This window comes from Paracoccus aeridis, from assembly GCF_004923205.2.
Classification (GTDB): domain Bacteria; phylum Pseudomonadota; class Alphaproteobacteria; order Rhodobacterales; family Rhodobacteraceae; genus Paracoccus; species Paracoccus aeridis.
Genome location: NZ_SELD02000010.1, coordinates 46,773 through 61,784, shown reverse-complemented (window position 1 = coordinate 61,784; position 15,012 = coordinate 46,773). Strand labels below are relative to the sequence as shown.

16 protein-coding genes are annotated in these 15,012 nt (G+C 69.1%); 7 read left to right on the top strand and 9 right to left on the bottom strand.

Annotated elements, in window-relative coordinates:
- The first annotated feature begins 60 nt into the window (after positions 1-60).
- Together polA and ELI80_RS05180 are read left to right on the top strand one after the other, a co-directional pair.
- Entirely contained in the window at positions 61-2,919 is a 2,859-nt protein-coding gene (gene polA / locus ELI80_RS05185; RefSeq protein ID WP_136650056.1) for a DNA polymerase I, read from the top strand.
- Positions 2,919-3,971, top strand: a complete 1,053-nt coding sequence (locus tag ELI80_RS05180) for a cation diffusion facilitator family transporter (protein WP_136650055.1) — start codon at positions 2,919-2,921, stop codon at positions 3,969-3,971. Before polA ends, ELI80_RS05180 begins: the two co-directional genes overlap by 1 nt.
- A 31-nt stretch (positions 3,972-4,002) precedes the next feature.
- Here the strand turns inward: ELI80_RS05180 and ELI80_RS05175 are convergent, their stop codons facing one another.
- Positions 4,003-4,248: a zinc-finger domain-containing protein gene (locus ELI80_RS05175; protein WP_136650054.1), complete on the bottom strand. Its 246-nt coding sequence runs from the start codon at positions 4,246-4,248 to the stop codon at positions 4,003-4,005.
- A gap of 103 nt (positions 4,249-4,351) precedes the next feature.
- Between ELI80_RS05175 and ELI80_RS05170 the strand changes: the two genes are divergently transcribed.
- Positions 4,352-5,296: an ABC transporter ATP-binding protein gene (locus ELI80_RS05170; protein ID WP_136650053.1), complete on the top strand. Its 945-nt coding sequence runs from the start codon at positions 4,352-4,354 to the stop codon at positions 5,294-5,296.
- 9 nt (positions 5,297-5,305) lie between these two features.
- Here the strand turns inward: ELI80_RS05170 and ELI80_RS05165 are convergent, their stop codons facing one another.
- Complete coding sequence (locus ELI80_RS05165; RefSeq protein ID WP_136650052.1) at positions 5,306-5,686, bottom strand: HIT domain-containing protein; 381 nt, start codon at positions 5,684-5,686, stop codon at positions 5,306-5,308.
- 29 nt (positions 5,687-5,715) lie between these two features.
- Positions 5,716-7,293: a DUF5928 domain-containing protein gene (locus ELI80_RS05160; RefSeq protein ID WP_136650051.1), complete on the bottom strand. Its 1,578-nt coding sequence runs from the start codon at positions 7,291-7,293 to the stop codon at positions 5,716-5,718.
- Positions 7,294-7,436: 143 nt separating this feature from the next.
- Between ELI80_RS05160 and ELI80_RS05155 the strand changes: the two genes are divergently transcribed.
- Entirely contained in the window at positions 7,437-8,255 is an 819-nt protein-coding gene (locus ELI80_RS05155) for a sulfotransferase family protein (RefSeq protein WP_136650050.1), read from the top strand.
- Positions 8,256-8,589: 334 nt separating this feature from the next.
- Here the strand turns inward: ELI80_RS05155 and betI are convergent, their stop codons facing one another.
- Entirely contained in the window at positions 8,590-9,162 is a 573-nt protein-coding gene (gene betI, locus ELI80_RS05150) for a choline-binding transcriptional repressor BetI (protein WP_136650049.1), read from the bottom strand.
- Between the two features lie 80 nt (positions 9,163-9,242).
- Here betI and choX point away from each other — a divergent pair, with 80 nt between their 5' ends.
- The 3 genes from choX to choV are packed head-to-tail and all read left to right on the top strand — an operon-like array spanning position 9,243 to position 12,068.
- A complete protein-coding gene (choX, locus tag ELI80_RS05145) occupies positions 9,243-10,193 on the top strand; it encodes a choline ABC transporter substrate-binding protein (protein ID WP_136650048.1) in 951 nt (316 codons plus the stop codon).
- A gap of 10 nt (positions 10,194-10,203) precedes the next feature.
- Positions 10,204-11,052 (top strand): choline ABC transporter permease subunit, encoded by an 849-nt coding sequence (gene choW, locus ELI80_RS05140; protein WP_438943055.1) that lies wholly within the window; start codon positions 10,204-10,206, stop codon positions 11,050-11,052.
- Entirely contained in the window at positions 11,049-12,068 is a 1,020-nt protein-coding gene (gene choV / locus ELI80_RS05135; RefSeq protein ID WP_136650046.1) for a choline ABC transporter ATP-binding protein, read from the top strand. The genes choW and choV overlap by 4 nt, the downstream gene beginning before the upstream one ends.
- Here the strand turns inward: choV and ELI80_RS05130 are convergent.
- From ELI80_RS05130 to ELI80_RS05110, 5 genes are all read right to left on the bottom strand, one after another.
- Entirely contained in the window at positions 12,022-12,963 is a 942-nt protein-coding gene (locus ELI80_RS05130; protein WP_268939839.1) for a DMT family transporter, read from the bottom strand. The genes choV and ELI80_RS05130 overlap by 47 nt on opposite strands.
- A 48-nt stretch (positions 12,964-13,011) precedes the next feature.
- Positions 13,012-13,620, bottom strand: a complete 609-nt coding sequence (locus ELI80_RS05125) for a LysE/ArgO family amino acid transporter (RefSeq protein WP_236641337.1) — start codon at positions 13,618-13,620, stop codon at positions 13,012-13,014.
- Positions 13,621-13,638: 18 nt separating this feature from the next.
- Entirely contained in the window at positions 13,639-14,382 is a 744-nt protein-coding gene (locus ELI80_RS05120; RefSeq protein WP_136650045.1) for a YebC/PmpR family DNA-binding transcriptional regulator, read from the bottom strand.
- Positions 14,383-14,472: 90 nt separating this feature from the next.
- On the bottom strand, positions 14,473-14,724 hold the full coding sequence (locus ELI80_RS05115) for a ribbon-helix-helix domain-containing protein (protein WP_136650044.1): 252 nt from the start codon (positions 14,722-14,724) through the stop codon (positions 14,473-14,475).
- Complete coding sequence (locus tag ELI80_RS05110) at positions 14,717-14,893, bottom strand: DUF4169 family protein (protein WP_136650043.1); 177 nt, start codon at positions 14,891-14,893, stop codon at positions 14,717-14,719. Before ELI80_RS05110 ends, ELI80_RS05115 begins: the two co-directional genes overlap by 8 nt.
- Positions 14,894-15,012: the final 119 nt, after the last annotated feature.

The following is a 15,012-nucleotide window of genomic DNA, read 5'->3' as shown; positions in this document are numbered from 1 at the left end:
GCCAGCAGCAGTCGGGGACGGCAGCGACGGGCGGCGACGCAGACGCAGGGGACGACCGGCATGACCAGCGACACCGCCTCGGGCAGCAGCAGCAACGCGGGCCGCGCGGCCGACGACGAAGCGGGCGCCTTCGGCAAGGGTAGTCATCTGCACCTGATCGACGGCTCGGCCTTCATCTTCCGCGCCTACCACGCGCTTCCGCCGCTGACCCGCAAGTCCGACGGCCTGCCGATCGGCGCGGTCGCGGGGTTCTGCAACATGCTGTGGAAATACATCGAGGAGGCGCGCGGGACCGAGGCGCCGACCCATGCCGCGGTCATCTTCGACCACTCCGCCCGCACCTTCCGCAACGACATCTACGGCGACTACAAGGGCAACCGCCCCGACCTGCCCGAGGAGCTGAAGCCGCAGTTCCCGCTGACCCGCGACGCGACCCGCGCCTTCAACCTGCCCTGCATCGAGATCGAGGGGTTCGAGGCCGACGACATCATCGCCGCCCTGTCCTGCCAGGCGCGCGATGCGGGCGGGCGCGTCACGATCATCAGCTCGGACAAGGACCTGATGCAGCTCGTGGGCGACGGGGTCGAGATGCTGGACCCGATCAAGAACAAGGCGATCGGCCGCGACGAGGTGTTCGAGAAGTTCGGCGTCTACCCCGAGCGCGTCGTGGACGTGCAGGCCCTTGCCGGCGACCCGATCGACAACGTCCCCGGCGCGCCGGGCATCGGGATCAAGACCGCGGCCCAGCTGATCCAGGAATACGGCGACCTGGAAACGCTTCTGGACCGCGCAAGCGAGATCAGGCAGCCCAAGCGCCGCCAGACGCTGATCGACCATGCCGAGCAGATCCGCATCTCGAAGCGGCTGGTCAAGCTCGACTGCGACATGGCGCTGGACTTCACGCTGGGCAGCCTCGAGGTCCGCCGCCCCGACGCGCCGACGCTGATCGACTTCCTGAACCTGATGGAGTTCCGCACGCTCACCAGCCGGGTGGCCGAACGCTTCAAGGCCCCCCTGCCCGAGGTCGTGCCCCCTGCCCCGGTGGCCGACGCCCCCGCCGCGCCCGAGTTTCCGCCGGTGGACTGCGCCGCCTACGTCACCATCCGCGACGCGGCGACGCTGCGGACCTGGGTCGACGCGATCCGCCAGCAGGGGTCGGTCGCGCTGGATACCGAGACGACGAGCCTCGACGAGATGCAGGCGGAACTGGTCGGGATCTCGATCTGCCCGGACATCGGGATGGCGGCCTACATTCCCTTGGGCCATGTCGCCGGGGAAGCGGACCTGTTCGGCGGCGGTGCCCGCGCCGCGGGGCAGATGGACATGGACGAGGCGCTGGCGATGCTGAAGCCGCTGCTCGAGGATCCCGCGATCCTCAAGATCCTGCACAACGCCAAGTACGACTGGAAGCTGCTCGCCCGCCACGGCATCGCGGTCGCGCCGGTCGAGGATACCATGCTGATGAGCTACGCGCTGAACGCGGCGCTGCACAACCACGGCATGGACGAGCTGGCCGAGCGTTACGTCGGCCACCGCTGCCAGCCGATCAAGGACCTGATCGGCACGGGGCGGAGCCAGAAAACCTTCGCGCAGGTGCCGATCGACAAGGCCACGGCCTACGCTGGCGAGGACGCGGAGATCACGCTGCGGTTGTGGCGCATCTTCCGCCCGCAACTGCCCGCGGCGGCCGTGACGACAGTCTACGAGACGCTGGAACGCCCGATGATCCCGGTGCTCGCGGGGATGGAGATGGCGGGCGTCCTGATCGACCCCGCGCATCTGCGGGCGATGTCGGGCGCCTTCGCGCAGAAAATGGCGCAGATCGAGGACGAGGCCTACGGGCTTGCGGGGGGCAAGTTCAACCTGGGCTCGCCCAAGCAGCTGGGCGAGATCCTGTTCCGGCAGATGGGGATGACCGCGGGCCGGTCGGGCAAGTCGGGGGCGCTGTCCACCGCCGTCGACGTGCTGGAGGACCTGGCCGCCGAGGGGCACGAGCTGCCCGCCAGGATCCTCGACTGGCGGGCGATGTCGAAGCTGAAATCGACCTACACCGACGCGCTGCCGACCTACGTCAACCCGGAAACGGGCCGCGTCCACACCAGCTACTCGATCGCCGGGGCGAGCACCGGCCGCCTCGCCTCGACCGACCCGAACCTGCAGAACATCCCCGTCCGGACCGAGGAAGGCCGCCGCATCCGCGAGGCGTTCATCGCCGCGCCGGGGCGGAAGATCGTGTCGCTCGACTATTCGCAGATCGAGCTCAGGATCCTCGCCCACACGGCCGACATCCCGGCGCTGAAGCAGGCCTTCCGCGACAACATCGACATCCATGCGATGACCGCGAGCCAGATGTTCGGGGTGCCCGTCGAAGGCATGGACCCGATGATCCGGCGGCAGGCCAAGGCGATCAACTTCGGCGTGATCTACGGCATCTCGGGCTTCGGCCTTGCCCGGAACCTGCGGATCCCGCGGGCCGAGGCGCAGGAATTCATCGACACCTACTTCAAGCGTTTTCCCGAAATCCGCGCCTACATGGACGACACGGTCCGCAACGCCAAGCGCGACGGGTTCGTGCGCACCCTGTTCGGCCGCCGCATCAACACGCCCGGCATCAACCAGACCGGCCCCGCGGCGGGCGGCGCGAAGCGCGCGGCGATCAACGCGCCGATCCAGGGGACGGCCGCCGACATCATCCGCCGCGCGATGATCCGCATGGACGCCGCGATCGAGGGGCTGCCCGCGAAGATGCTGTTGCAGGTCCACGACGAACTGGTGTTCGAGGCCGACGAGGGCGCCGTGGACGACCTGATCGCCCGCGCCCGCGAGGTGATGGAAGGTGCGGCCGCCCCCGCCGTAAGCCTGTCGGTGCCGCTGGTGGTCGACGCGGGCCAGGGGAGCAACTGGGCCCAGGCGCACTGATGGGAAGCCATCACGCCCACGGCGGTGCCGGCGGCCATCCCGACGGGCACCCGCATGGCCATTCCCACGGCCCTTCCCACGGCGCGGGCCTTGGCGACCGCGCGCTGTTGTGGGCGGTCGCGATCAACCTCGCGCTGACGGCGGCGCAGATCGTGGGCGGCTCGGTCGCCGGATCGGTCGCGCTGGTCGCGGACGGCGTCCACAACCTCAGCGACGCGATGGCGCTGGTGCTGGCGTTCGGCGCCCGCCGTCTCGCGCGGCGCCCGGCCACGCCGGAATGGAGCTTCGGGTGGAGCCGGACGGAAATCCTTGCCGCGTTCGTCAACTACATCGCGCTGATCGCCGTGTCGCTGTGGCTGATGGTCGAGGCGTTCGGCCGCCTGCTGGACCCGCCGCAGGTCGAGGGCGGGCTGGTCATGGCGCTCGCGGCCTTTGCGCTGGTGGTCGATCTTGGCACCGCATGGCTGACGATGCGGCTTGCGAAGGAAAGCGTGAACATCCGCGCGGCGTTCCTGCACAACCTCGCCGACGCCGGGGTCTCGGTCGCGGTGCTGATCGGCGGGGCGCTGATCTGGGCGTTCGGCTGGCGCATCGCCGACCCGGTGCTGACGATCGCGATCTCGGTCGTGATCCTGTGGCACGTCCGGGGCGACATGGGGCCGGTCCTGCGGATGCTGATGCTGGGCGCGCCCGCAAGCGTGGACACCGACGCGATCCGCGCCGACCTTGCGGCGCAGCCGGGCGTCGTGGGCGTGCACCACCTGCATGTCTGGCAGATCGACGAGCGGCGGATGTCGGCCGAACTGCACCTCGTCGTCGCGGACGGGGACGATCCGCACCCGATCCGCCACCGCATCAAGGCGCGGCTTGCCGAGCGGTTCGACATCGCCCACTCGACGGTCGAGATCGAGACGCCGAACACCGGCTGCGCCGATCCGTCCTGCGCCGGGCCGGGCGGGGCGCTGGACGCGGGCCACGCGCACGGTCACGACCATGACGCCCACGACCATGACGCCCACCCGCACTACGGAATGACCGGCCATCGCCACTGACCGGGGCGCCTGCCCCGGTCGAAAGCGGACGTCAGTGCCCGTGCCCGGCGTTCGCGCGGTCGAACACGAACCGCTTGTCGCAGTAGCCGCAATCGACGAACCCGACGTCGGGCGAGATCGCGAGCCAGACGAGCGGATGGCCCAGCCCGAACGCCTCGTCCCCCGCGCAGCTGACGCGCCAGGACGTCACCATCTCTGTCACCGGCGCGGGCAGCGGCTCGGCGGCCGGGTCCTGGTTGGTGGACAGCGACTCCTGGGTCGGGCTAGGGTGCGGCATCGGCGGCGGCTCTCTTGTGCAGACGGGCGGAGCCCGGTTTAAGGGTGCAGCCATTCTAGCCATCGCGCACGGTCCCACAAGCCCGCGCCCGGAACGGAACACCATGCCCGAGACATCCCGCCCGCCCCGCGACGCGATCCGCCTGACCGCGCTGCGCAAGGCCTATGCCGCGGCCGGCAACTCGCCCGTCAAGCACGCGCTCAACGGGATCGACCTCGCCATCCCGGCGGGGTCGATCTTCGGCCTGCTGGGGCCGAACGGTGCGGGAAAGTCCACGACCATCAACATCATGGCCGGGCTCGTGAACAAGACCTCGGGCAAGGTCGAGATCTGGGGCTTTGACCAGGACGTGAACCCGCGCCAGTCGCGCGCCGCGATCGGGGTGATGCCGCAGGAACTGAACATCGACCCGTTCTTCACGCCCCGCGCCAGCCTGGAAGTGCAGGCCGGGCTTTACGGCGTGCCGAAGGCCGACCGGTGGACGGACGAGATCCTCGACCTCGTGGGCCTGACCGCGCAGGCGGAAAGCTATACCCGGCAGCTGTCGGGCGGGATGAAGCGGCGGCTTCTGCTGGCCAAGGCGCTGGTCCACAAGCCCCGGATCCTCGTGCTGGATGAGCCGACCGCGGGCGTGGACATCGCGCTGCGCGAGATGCTGTGGACGAACGTGCGCCGCCTGAACGAACGCGGCATGACCGTGATCCTGACGACGCATTACCTCGAGGAAGCACAGCAGATGTGCGACGAGATCGCGATCATCAACCACGGGCAGGTGGTCGCGCACGACAGCACCGCGCGGCTGCTGGGGCGGACGGACAGCAAGACGCTGGTGATCGACCCCGGCGACTGGGCGGGCGACCTGCCAGCGCTGCCCGACGGCGTCACCGCGCAGCGCCGCCCCGACCGGATGCTGGCGCTGAGCTACGCGCCGACGCGGATGCAGGCCGACCAGATCGTCGACCGCCTGCGCGCCGCGGGCGTCCCGATGCTCGACCTGCAGACCGAGCAGCCGGACCTCGAGGACGTGTTCCGCCAGCTCACCGGCTGACGGCGTCCGTCAGCGCGGCGACACCATCCGGCCCATGTCGTGCCCGCCCATCAGGTGCAGGTGGAAATGCGGGACCTCCTGCACGCCGTGCTCGCCCGAGTTCGTGATCGCCCGGAACCCCTTGCCGCCTTCCGCAAGCGAAAGGCCCTGGTCCCTGGCGACCTGCGCCACCAGCCGGTTGAAGCCCACGATCTCGGCGTCGGACGCGTTGGCGGCGAAGTCGTCGTAGCTGACGTAAGCCCCCTTCGGGATCACCAGCAGGTGGACCTGGGCCTGCGGGCGGATGTCGCGGAACGCGATGGCGTGGTCGTTCTCGGCGACCCTGTCGCTGGGGATCTCGCCGCGCAGGATTCGGGCGAAGATGTTCTGGTCGTCATAGGCGGCGCGCATGGGCATTTCTTCCTCGGGCGGTTGCAGGATCAGTCGGCGAACAGGTGTTCGGTCTGCGCCAGCCGCCGCGCCGTGTCCATGTCGATCCCCATGAACTGGGCCAGGGCGGCTGCGTTGTCTTCGGCGGGTCGGTCGGCCGCGATGGTGTGGAAGGACTGCAGTTCCAGGTCGCGGATGCGTTCGGCCTCGTGTTCCAGCGCGTTGCGGACCGACGGCACCAGCCGGCTTATCGTGCTTTCCGCCGCGTCCGACCGGGCCAGCCCGGTGCGCCCGATATGGCCACGCACGTAGTCCTCGTCGAAGTCGGATTCGATGAGCAGCGCCCGGACCTCGGCCTTGTCGTCGGCGAAGTCCTGCACCAGCCCCAGCGCCGCCGGATCAAGGCAGATGGCCAGCTTCCTGCTGCCGAACTGGTCGAACAGGATGCGCACCAGCGCCTTGCGATGGCGCTCGCGCTTCTCGACCGTCTTTTCCACCCCGCCCATGTCGGGAAGCGCGGCCTCCTGTTCGTTGAACAGGTAGTCCACCGCCGGGATGTCGGTCAGGTCGCGCATGGCGCGGGTCAGGCGCTTGGCGACGTGCCATTTCTTGCAGACGATCATCAGCAGCGTGCGGCCCCGGCCGAGATTGCCCTCGACCTCCCAGAAGCGTTCGCCGAAGCGGCGGCCGATCCGGCCCCGCTGGGTGAGGAAGCGGTGCAGCCCCACCGCCTCGTTCGAGATCGAGAACGCGCGCTGGTCCGCCTGCCAGAGCGCGCCCAGACGCTGGCGCAGCTCGATCGCGTCGGTGCTGATCTTGCGCGCGAACAGGAAGTCCTGCCCCAGCAGCAGGTCGTAGTGGTCGTTGTAGAACGTGACCGGCATCCCGTAGTCGGTGAACATCAGGAAGGTCAGGGTGCGCGCCCGGATCTCGTTCTTCGGGACGACGTGGGGAACGATGGTCTGGAAGAACGTCTCGTCCGGGATCCACGTCGTCGAGAAGAAGCGGATCACGTCGGGGCGCTTGTCGCAGAACTCCAGCACCTTCTCGATCGTCTGGCGGCGCAGGCACCACCATTGCGACCCGATCATGACCTGGATGTCGGCCGGCACCTCGCGGGTCAGGCCAAGGCGCTTCTGGATCGCGTAGCTGGCGTAGAAGAGCTTGGGCCGGGTGCGCTCGTTGAACCAGTGGCGGTAGTGGAGCCGTTCCTCCTTGAAGCCGGTCTTGATCCAGTCGCTGTGGAAGAAGTCGAAGTTCTCGATGTAGTCGACGTCGCGGTCATCGAGGAACTCGTGGGCGTAGACCGCCGTCTTGATCGGCATGCAGTCGCCCGACAGCATGTAGAAGTGGGTGGCGCGCGGGAACGCCTCGACCGCGGCGCGCACCGCCAGAAGGCTTGCGGCGACCAGCGACCATTCGCCCCAGCCGCATTTCAGCCGGCGCGCGGCGAAGGTGACGCCGGGGTTGTCCTTCAGCGCCGCGCGGATCATCGCGAAGTCGGCGTCGCTCGCCCGCGCGTCGAAGTGGATCGAGACGTAGTCGCCCGTGTCCGTCAGTCGGCGCGCCTGCGCGATCAGGCCCTTGGGATCCTTGTGGGTCAGCAGGATGAAGGCGATCTTTGCCATGGACGGACAGCCTCTTGCGAGCGCGGGCGAGCGGTCGAAAAAAGCCGTGAAGACGTTGCTGAAACCGCGGCGATCTGCTTTGTGTGCATAGCGATTTCCGGCGCGGGAGCAACCCGCGTTTCCGGGCAGAGGACTGATTGGCGATGAACTTTCCCGGCACCTGGATGACCGAAAGCGGCAGCATGCTTTACCGGGTCGTGCCGAAATGCGCCTGCTCGACCATCGGCCAGATCATGTTCCATTCCGACCACGGCCGCTACTTCGACGGCGACATCCACGATGCCACGTCGGGCCTGCACAAGTGGAACCAGCCCGAGAGCCAGGACCCGATCCGCGCCGCCGCCGCCAATCACACGGCGCTGAACTTCACGGTCGTGCGCAACCCCTATGCGCGGATCCTGTCGTCGTTCTTCGACAAGATCTGCGGCATCCAGCGCAACGGCAAGCGCTACCGCGGGAACCTCGTCCCGCAGCTGATCCAGCGCTACGGCATCGAGGTCGGCAGCCCGGAAGACAACTTCGACTTCGACCAGGTCAGGTCGTTCCGCCGCTTCCTTCTGTTCGCGCGCGACACCATCCGCTGGCGCCGCCCGATGGAGCCCGACATCCACTGGTCCGCCATGTCCGGCCATGTCGCCACGTTCATCGTGAACGGCGGCCGCTACGACAGCATCTTCTCGACCGAGGACTTCAACACGGGCATGCGCAAGGTGCTGGACCGCGCCCATGTCCGCCACGACTTGGACCTGGAGACGGTGCCGCGCTTCAACGAGAGCGAGGGCCACGGGCCGAAGCGGGCGCACAAGGTCAGCGAGTATTTCGACGACCTGTCGCGGCATCTCATGTGGGAAATCTACAAGAAGGATTTCCAGCTGTTCCGGTATGACTTCGACAACCCCGACAACAGGATGCCGAAGGGCGAGGTGGACCTGGACGAGGTGCATCGGAAGCTGGGGCGGTAGGCGCCGTCTCTTACCGCGGGCGGCGGACGGCATCGGTTCGCGAGGCGGACCCGCTGAAGGGAACGGGCCACAAGCCCGTTCCCGGCCATCCGATGAAGCCGGCACTCCGGAGGGACGCGCCCGTCCGGGTGGGTGCGAACGCACCCGCCTGGGGGCGGGCGGGCGCGTTCCGGTCTGCTTTGGGCAGACCGGGGGTGGATCGAAGGATCGTGGAAGAACACGCCCTCAGTGTTGACCGATGAGGATGCTGCCTTGAGAACGGATCATCGTCCCGTTTCCGCAGTCCATCGAAGCAGCCAGGACGAAGGGCCACCGCTGCACCGATATCAGGGGCTCACCCCGTGATCCGCCGGACCTCGTCCATCAGCAGCGCCCGGGCCCGGTCCGGCGGCATGTCGGGGTCCAGCACCGCGCGCAGGTAGGCGCCGTCGATCAGCGCGGCCAGCCGGTCCGCCTGCGCCAGCGCACGGCCCTTTCCCACCAGCGGCCGCAGGGCATGGACCAGGTTCGACCTGAGCCGCCTGTGATAGACCCGCAGCAGCCGCGCCGCTTGCGGGTCGGTCGGCGCCAGCGCATAGAAGTTCAGCCAGGCCGACATCGCCGCAAGGTCGAAGTTCCCGCCCGCGAGGCTCTCGTCCACGATCGCGCGCAGCCGCTCCTGCGGATCCGGGGCCGCCTTCAGCGCCGCCCGCACGCCCTCACCATATCGTGACAGGATGTGCCGCATCGCCGCGAGGAAGATGTCGCCCTTCGATCCGAAGTAGTGATGCGCCAGCGCAGGCGACATCCCAGCCTCGCGCGCGATTTGCGCGACGGTCACGTCGAGCGACCCCGATCGCCCCACGGTTTCGATTGTGGCATTGATCAGCGCGGCCTTTCGGGTAGGTTCGGCCCCAACCTTGGGCATGAGGGAACCCTCGCCAGAATCACGCGCGCGTTCATCTAGCCCCAAGTTCATTGACGCGTCAATCAAGAAAAGAAATCGCCATGATCCGCACGACCCTTGCCGCCCTGACCGCCTGCGCCGCGCTTGCCGCCCCGACCCTGGCGCTGGCGCAGACGGCCGAACCCGCCGCCTGCCGGAAGATCAGCTTCTCGGACGTGGGCTGGACCGACATCACCGCAACCACCGCGCTGACGACGACCGTGCTCGACGCGCTGGGATACGAGACGACGACGCAGGTCCTGTCGGTGCCGGTGACGTTCAGCGGCCTTTCGACCGACGACCTGGACGTGTTCCTGGGCACCTGGCTGCCGACGATGGAGGCGGACGTCGCCCCCTACCGCGACGCGGGCACCGTCGATCTCGTCGGCACCAATCTCACCGGCGCAAAATACACCCTTGCCACCAACAAGGCGGGCGCGGACCTCGGCATCACCTCGTTCGACGCGGTGGCCGCGCAGCGCGAGGCGCTGGACGGCAAGATCTACGGGATCGAGCCGGGGAACGACGGCAACCGCCTGCTGCTGGACATGGTCGCGACCGACAAGTTCGGGCTCGGGACGTTCGAGGTGGTGGAATCGTCCGAACAGGGGATGCTGGCGCAGGTCGCGCGCGCGGACGGCGCAGGCAGGCCGGTCGTGTTCCTGGGGTGGGAGCCGCACCCGATGAACAGCCAGTTCCAGCTGACCTATCTGACCGGCGGCGACGAGGTGTTCGGCCCCAACCTCGGCGGGGCCGAGGTGCTGACCGCCACCCGCGCCGGGCTGTCGGCCGAATGCCCGAACCTGGGCCGCTTCCTCGCCAACCTGACGTTCACCCTGCCGATGGAGAACGAGGTCATGGGCCGGATCCTGAACGACGCGCAGGAACCCCGCCGCGCCGCCGGGGATTGGCTTCGTGAAAACCCCGAGGCCGTGACCGGCTGGCTTCAGGGGGTGACGACCGCCGATGGCGGCGACGCGGCCGCAGCCGTGACCGAGGCGCTGGCGGAGTGAACGGATGACCCTGGACTGGCTGACCACGGCGCTGACCGAGCACAAGATCCCGGTCGGCCGGACCGCGCGGCTGGGCTTCGACTGGCTGCGCGCCAACGCCTCGCCGCTGTTCGACGCCGTGGCGGCGGTGCTGGAAACGCTGATCGCCGGCTTCCAGACGGCGCTGGAAGTCCCGCATCCGCTGGTCTTCACCGCGCTGGCCATGCTCCTGGCCTGGTTCACCCGGCGCAGCCCGTGGGTGTGCGCGGGCGTGGGGCTGGGGTTCCTGTTCATCCTGAACCAGGGCTACTGGGACGAGACGATGCAGTCCCTGACGCTGGTCCTGTCGGCCGCCTTCGTCTGCATGGCGGTCGGCGTGCCGATCGGCATCGCCGCGGCGCACCGGCCCAAGCTGTACCGGGTGATGAAGCCGATCCTCGACCTCATGCAGACGCTGCCGAGCTTCGTGTACCTGATCCCGGCGATCGTGTTCTTCGGGATCGGCATGGTGCCGGGGCTGATCGCGACGGTGATCTTCGTCCTGCCCGCACCCATCCGGCTGACGCATCTGGGCATCTCGTCCACGCCCGAGGCGCTGGTCGAGGCCGGCCGCGCCTTCGGCGCCACCCGCCGCCAGCTGTTGTGGAAGGTCGAACTGCCCAGCGCGTTGTCGCAGATCATGGCGGGCCTCAACCAGACGATCATGCTGTCGCTGTCGATGGTGGTGGTCGCGGCGCTGGTCGGCGCGTCGGGCCTGGGCGTGCCCGTGGTGCGCGCGCTGAACAGCGTGAACACGGCGCTCGGCTTCGAATCCGGCATCGTCATCGTGGTCGTGGCCGTGATCCTCGACCGCGTGCTCAGCGTCAGGCGCACGCCATGAGCGATCGCGCAAGGGATGCGGTGGTGTTCGACCGGGTGTCGGTGGTCTTCGGCGACGCGCCCGAACGGGCGCTGCCGCTGATGGACCAGGGGCTGGACCGCGCGGCGATCCGCGAGGCGACGGGGCAGGTGCTGGGTGTCCACGACTGCTCGCTGCGCGTCGCCGAGGGCGAGATCCTCGTCCTCATGGGCCTGTCGGGCTCCGGCAAGTCAACGCTGCTGCGGACGGTGAACGCGCTCGCGCCCGTGGTGCGCGGCGATGTGGGGCTGCGGACGGCGCACGGGATGCAGAGCGTCAGCGCCGCCAGGCCCGACGCGCTGCGCCGCATCCGCCTGAACGACGTGGCGATGGTGTTCCAGCAGTTCGGCCTTCTGCCCTGGCGCAGCGTGCGCGAGAACGTGGGGCTGGGGCTGGAGCTTGCGGGCATGGGCCGGGCCGAGCGCCGGGCGCGGGTGGACGAACAGCTGCGGCTGGTCGGCCTTGCCGACTGGGCCGACCGCAAGGTGGGCGACCTTTCGGGCGGGATGCAGCAGCGCGTGGGCCTTGCCCGCGCCTTCGCCACCCAGGCGCCGATCCTTCTGATGGACGAGCCGTTCTCGGCCCTCGATCCGCTGATCCGCACCCGGCTCCAGGACGATCTGCTGGCGATGCAGCGCACCCAGCGCCGCACGATCATCTTCGTCAGCCACGACCTGGACGAGGCGTTCAAGCTGGGCAACCGGATCGCGTTGATGGAGGGGGGGCGCCTCGTCCAGATCGGCACCGCGCGCGAGATCATCCAGAACCCGGCCAGCGACTACGTGCAGGACTTCGTCCGGCACATGAACCCCATCGGGGTGCTGACGGCGGCCGACCTGGCCGAGCCGGGCGATGCGGCGGGCACGCCCCTGCCCCGCGAACTGCCGGCGCGCGAGGTGATGCAGGCGCTGGCCGCGGCCGACATGCTGCCGGTCGAAGGCGGTGGCCGGGTCAGCCGTTCCAGCGTGCTGGCGCGGCTGGTCGATCCCCAGGGCTGACCGTCCCGCGCCGCGGCTGCTGCGATTCCCGCCAGGTGATCCAGCTGATCGCGCCGATCATCACCGCGCCGCCGACGATCACCCACACGTCCACGCCTTCGCCGAACGCGAACGTGCCGAGCAGGCTGGCCCAGATCAGCTGCAGGAACACCACGGGCTGGGTCACGGTCATAGGCGCCGCCTGGAAGGCGCGGGTCATGCTGTAATGCCCGGCCGTCCCGAACAGCGCCGCCAGCGCCAGCGCGGCAAGCTGCGGGGCGGACGGCGGCACCCACGACAGCGCCGCCAGGGGCGCCAGCCCGATCGTCACGGTGAGCGACATCATCGCCACGACCGCCCCGGCGGGTGCCACGCGGGTCAGCTGCTTGGCGATCAGGTACGAGGTCCCGAAGCACACCGCCGCGCAAAGCTGCGCCAGATGGCCCGGCTCCAGCGCGCGCACGCCCGGGCGCAGGACGATCAGCGCCCCGGCAAGCGCGACCGCGATCGCAAGCATGCGGCGCCAGCCCAGCGGCTCGCCCAGGAACAGGGCGGCGCCGGCGGTGACCACGATGGGGTTGATGAAGCCGATCGCCGTGACCTCGGCCACGGGGATGCGCGCCATCGCGAAGAACCACAGCACGACCGCGCAGACATGGATCGCGCCGCGCAGGATGAACTTGCGCCAGACCGGGGCGGGAAAGCCCGTCCGCAGGGCCTGCGCCAGCGGCAGCACCAGAAACAGGATCCCGAACACGAAGCGCAGGAAGGCCGACTGCGCCGCGGGCAGGTCGTCCCCCACCCAGCGCACGGTCCCGTTCACGGCGACGAAGAACAGTCCCGCCAGCAGCATCCACGCGATGCCGGCGAGGTTCGATCGGTCCTGCCGAGGCGCGGAAACGGCTGACACGTCCATCGCCCCCTGTTGGCCGTTGCCGGCCCGGGTTGCAAGGGCGCCCGCGGGTCAGCCCGCGAGGATCAGCGTCGCCGCGATGGTCCACATGACCACGCCCACGGCGGCATCGAGGATGCGCCACGCCACGGGCCTGGCGAACAGCGGCGCGATCAGCCGCGCCCCGTAACCGAGCGAGAAGAAGAACAGGAACGACCCCGTCATCGCCCCGATCGCGAAGGCGAGCCGGTCGCTCGACACTGCCGACACCGACCCCAGCAGCACCACCGTGTCGAGCCAGACATGCGGGTTCAGCCAGGTCAGCGCCGCGATGGTGCCGAGCGTCGCGGCCAGCGACGGCGGGGCGGCGCCTTCGGGGCGCAGCGCCTCGCCGCCCCGCGCGGCGGCGCGGAACGACTTCAGCCCGTACCAGATCAGGAACGCGGCCCCGCCCCAGCGCATGGCGGACAGGAACCACGGCGCGCGGGCGGCAATCGCCCCCGCCCCCGCGACGCCCGCGGCGATCAGGATCGCGTCGGACAGCGCGCAGAAGGCGCAGACGGCGAAGACATGGTGCCGCAGCAGCCCCTGCTTCAGCACGAAGGCGTTCTGCGCGCCGATCGCCACGATCAGCGACAGCCCAGTGCCGAGCCCCGAAAGCAACGCGCCAGTGTTCAGCACGACCGGGTGCCGGTCAGATCAGAGCTGCGTCGCGACCGCTTCGGAGATGTCGAAGTTGCCCGTCACGTTCTGGACATCGTCGTCATCTTCCAGCGTGTCGATCAGCTTCATGAGCTTGGTCGCCGTCTCGAGGTCGGTGACCTCGGTCGCGGCCTGCGGCCTCCAGACCAGCTTCGCGGATTCGGATTCGCCCAGCGATGCTTCCAGCGCGATCGACACCTCGTTCAGGTCGGTGTCGGCGCAGTAGATCCAGTGGCCCTCGTCGTCCGATTCCACGTCGTCCGCGCCCGCTTCCAGCGCCGCCATCATCACCGTGTCGGCGTCGCCGGCAGACGGCGGATACATGATCTCGCCCACCCGGTCGAACATGAACGCCACGCTGCCGGTCTGGCCCATGTCGCCGCCGTGCTTGGTGAAGTAGGACCGCACGTTCGACGCGGTGCGGTTGCGATTGTCGGTCATCGCCTCGACGATGATCGCGATGCCGTTGGGGCCGTAGCCCTCGTAGCGGATCTCGTCGTAATTCTCGGCGTCGCCGCCCTGCGATTTCTTGATCGCGCGGTCGATCACGTCCTTGGGGACCGAGTTCGACTTGGCTTCCTTGACCGCCAGCCGCAGCCGCGGGTTCTTGTCTGGGTCGGGGTCGCCCATCTTGGCGGCGACGGTGATTTCCTTCGCCAGCTTCGAGAAGAGCTTGGAGCGCAGCTTGTCCTGCTTGCCCTTGCGATGCTGGATGTTGGCCCATTTGGAATGGCCTGCCATCGGTGGATCCTCGGCTCGGGGACGCCGGCGGGGGCGTCCGTCATCGGGTGCGGGGTGCCCGGATGGCCCGCCCGCCTGTGTGGCCGGGTTCTAGTCGCGCCCGGGGGGCCGCGCAAGCTGCGCCTCGGCCAGCAGGAACAGGCGGATCGCGGTGGCAAGCCCCACCGGCGCGGGTCGCGCGTGGTCGATCGCGGCGATCAGCTGGGCGCGCGTCATCCCCCGCGCCGCCGCAGCCTCGGCGGCCGCGCGCCAGAACGCTTCTTCCAGGCTGACGCTGGTCGCGTGCCCGTCGATCGTCAACGAACGCTTGACCGGCGGGGCAAGGGGCGGAAGCTCAATCATCCTTGCGGTGCTGGTCGAGATGCTGGGCGGCGCGTTCGGCCTGCGCCTTCTCGGCAAGCCGCTGCGCCTTGGTGCGGCCGTGCTTCGCGGCGTTCGCATCGGCCGTCCGGCGCGCCTCGGCCCGGGCCTGCTGCTTGCGGAAGCGGTTGAGGTTGGTGATCTCGGCCATGCGGCGATCATAGCGGGCCGGAGGGTTCGGGGGAATGGCGGTGACGTCTCGACAATCTGCTACGTTATACCGTAACAAATAGTTGGGGCATCGACGCCCCGGATCGTCAAAGGAGCTTC

What these genes read in the sequence shown, in the direction of transcription:
- polA (WP_136650056.1), top strand. Translation starts at nt 61, where the DNA reads ATGACCAGCGACACCGCCTCGGGCAGCAGCAGCAACGCGGGCCGCGCG.
- ELI80_RS05180 (WP_136650055.1), top strand. Translation starts at nt 2,919, where the DNA reads ATGGGAAGCCATCACGCCCACGGCGGTGCCGGCGGCCATCCCGACGGG.
- ELI80_RS05175 (WP_136650054.1), bottom strand. Translation starts at nt 4,248, where the DNA reads ATGCCGCACCCTAGCCCGACCCAGGAGTCGCTGTCCACCAACCAGGAC.
- ELI80_RS05170 (WP_136650053.1), top strand. Translation starts at nt 4,352, where the DNA reads ATGCCCGAGACATCCCGCCCGCCCCGCGACGCGATCCGCCTGACCGCG.
- ELI80_RS05165 (WP_136650052.1), bottom strand. Translation starts at nt 5,686, where the DNA reads ATGCGCGCCGCCTATGACGACCAGAACATCTTCGCCCGAATCCTGCGC.
- ELI80_RS05160 (WP_136650051.1), bottom strand. Translation starts at nt 7,293, where the DNA reads ATGGCAAAGATCGCCTTCATCCTGCTGACCCACAAGGATCCCAAGGGC.
- ELI80_RS05155 (WP_136650050.1), top strand. Translation starts at nt 7,437, where the DNA reads ATGAACTTTCCCGGCACCTGGATGACCGAAAGCGGCAGCATGCTTTAC.
- betI (WP_136650049.1), bottom strand. Translation starts at nt 9,162, where the DNA reads ATGCCCAAGGTTGGGGCCGAACCTACCCGAAAGGCCGCGCTGATCAAT.
- choX (WP_136650048.1), top strand. Translation starts at nt 9,243, where the DNA reads ATGATCCGCACGACCCTTGCCGCCCTGACCGCCTGCGCCGCGCTTGCC.
- choV (WP_136650046.1), top strand. Translation starts at nt 11,049, where the DNA reads ATGAGCGATCGCGCAAGGGATGCGGTGGTGTTCGACCGGGTGTCGGTG.
- ELI80_RS05130 (WP_268939839.1), bottom strand. Translation starts at nt 12,963, where the DNA reads ATGGACGTGTCAGCCGTTTCCGCGCCTCGGCAGGACCGATCGAACCTC.
- ELI80_RS05120 (WP_136650045.1), bottom strand. Translation starts at nt 14,382, where the DNA reads ATGGCAGGCCATTCCAAATGGGCCAACATCCAGCATCGCAAGGGCAAG.
- ELI80_RS05115 (WP_136650044.1), bottom strand. Translation starts at nt 14,724, where the DNA reads ATGATTGAGCTTCCGCCCCTTGCCCCGCCGGTCAAGCGTTCGTTGACG.
- ELI80_RS05110 (WP_136650043.1), bottom strand. Translation starts at nt 14,893, where the DNA reads ATGGCCGAGATCACCAACCTCAACCGCTTCCGCAAGCAGCAGGCCCGG.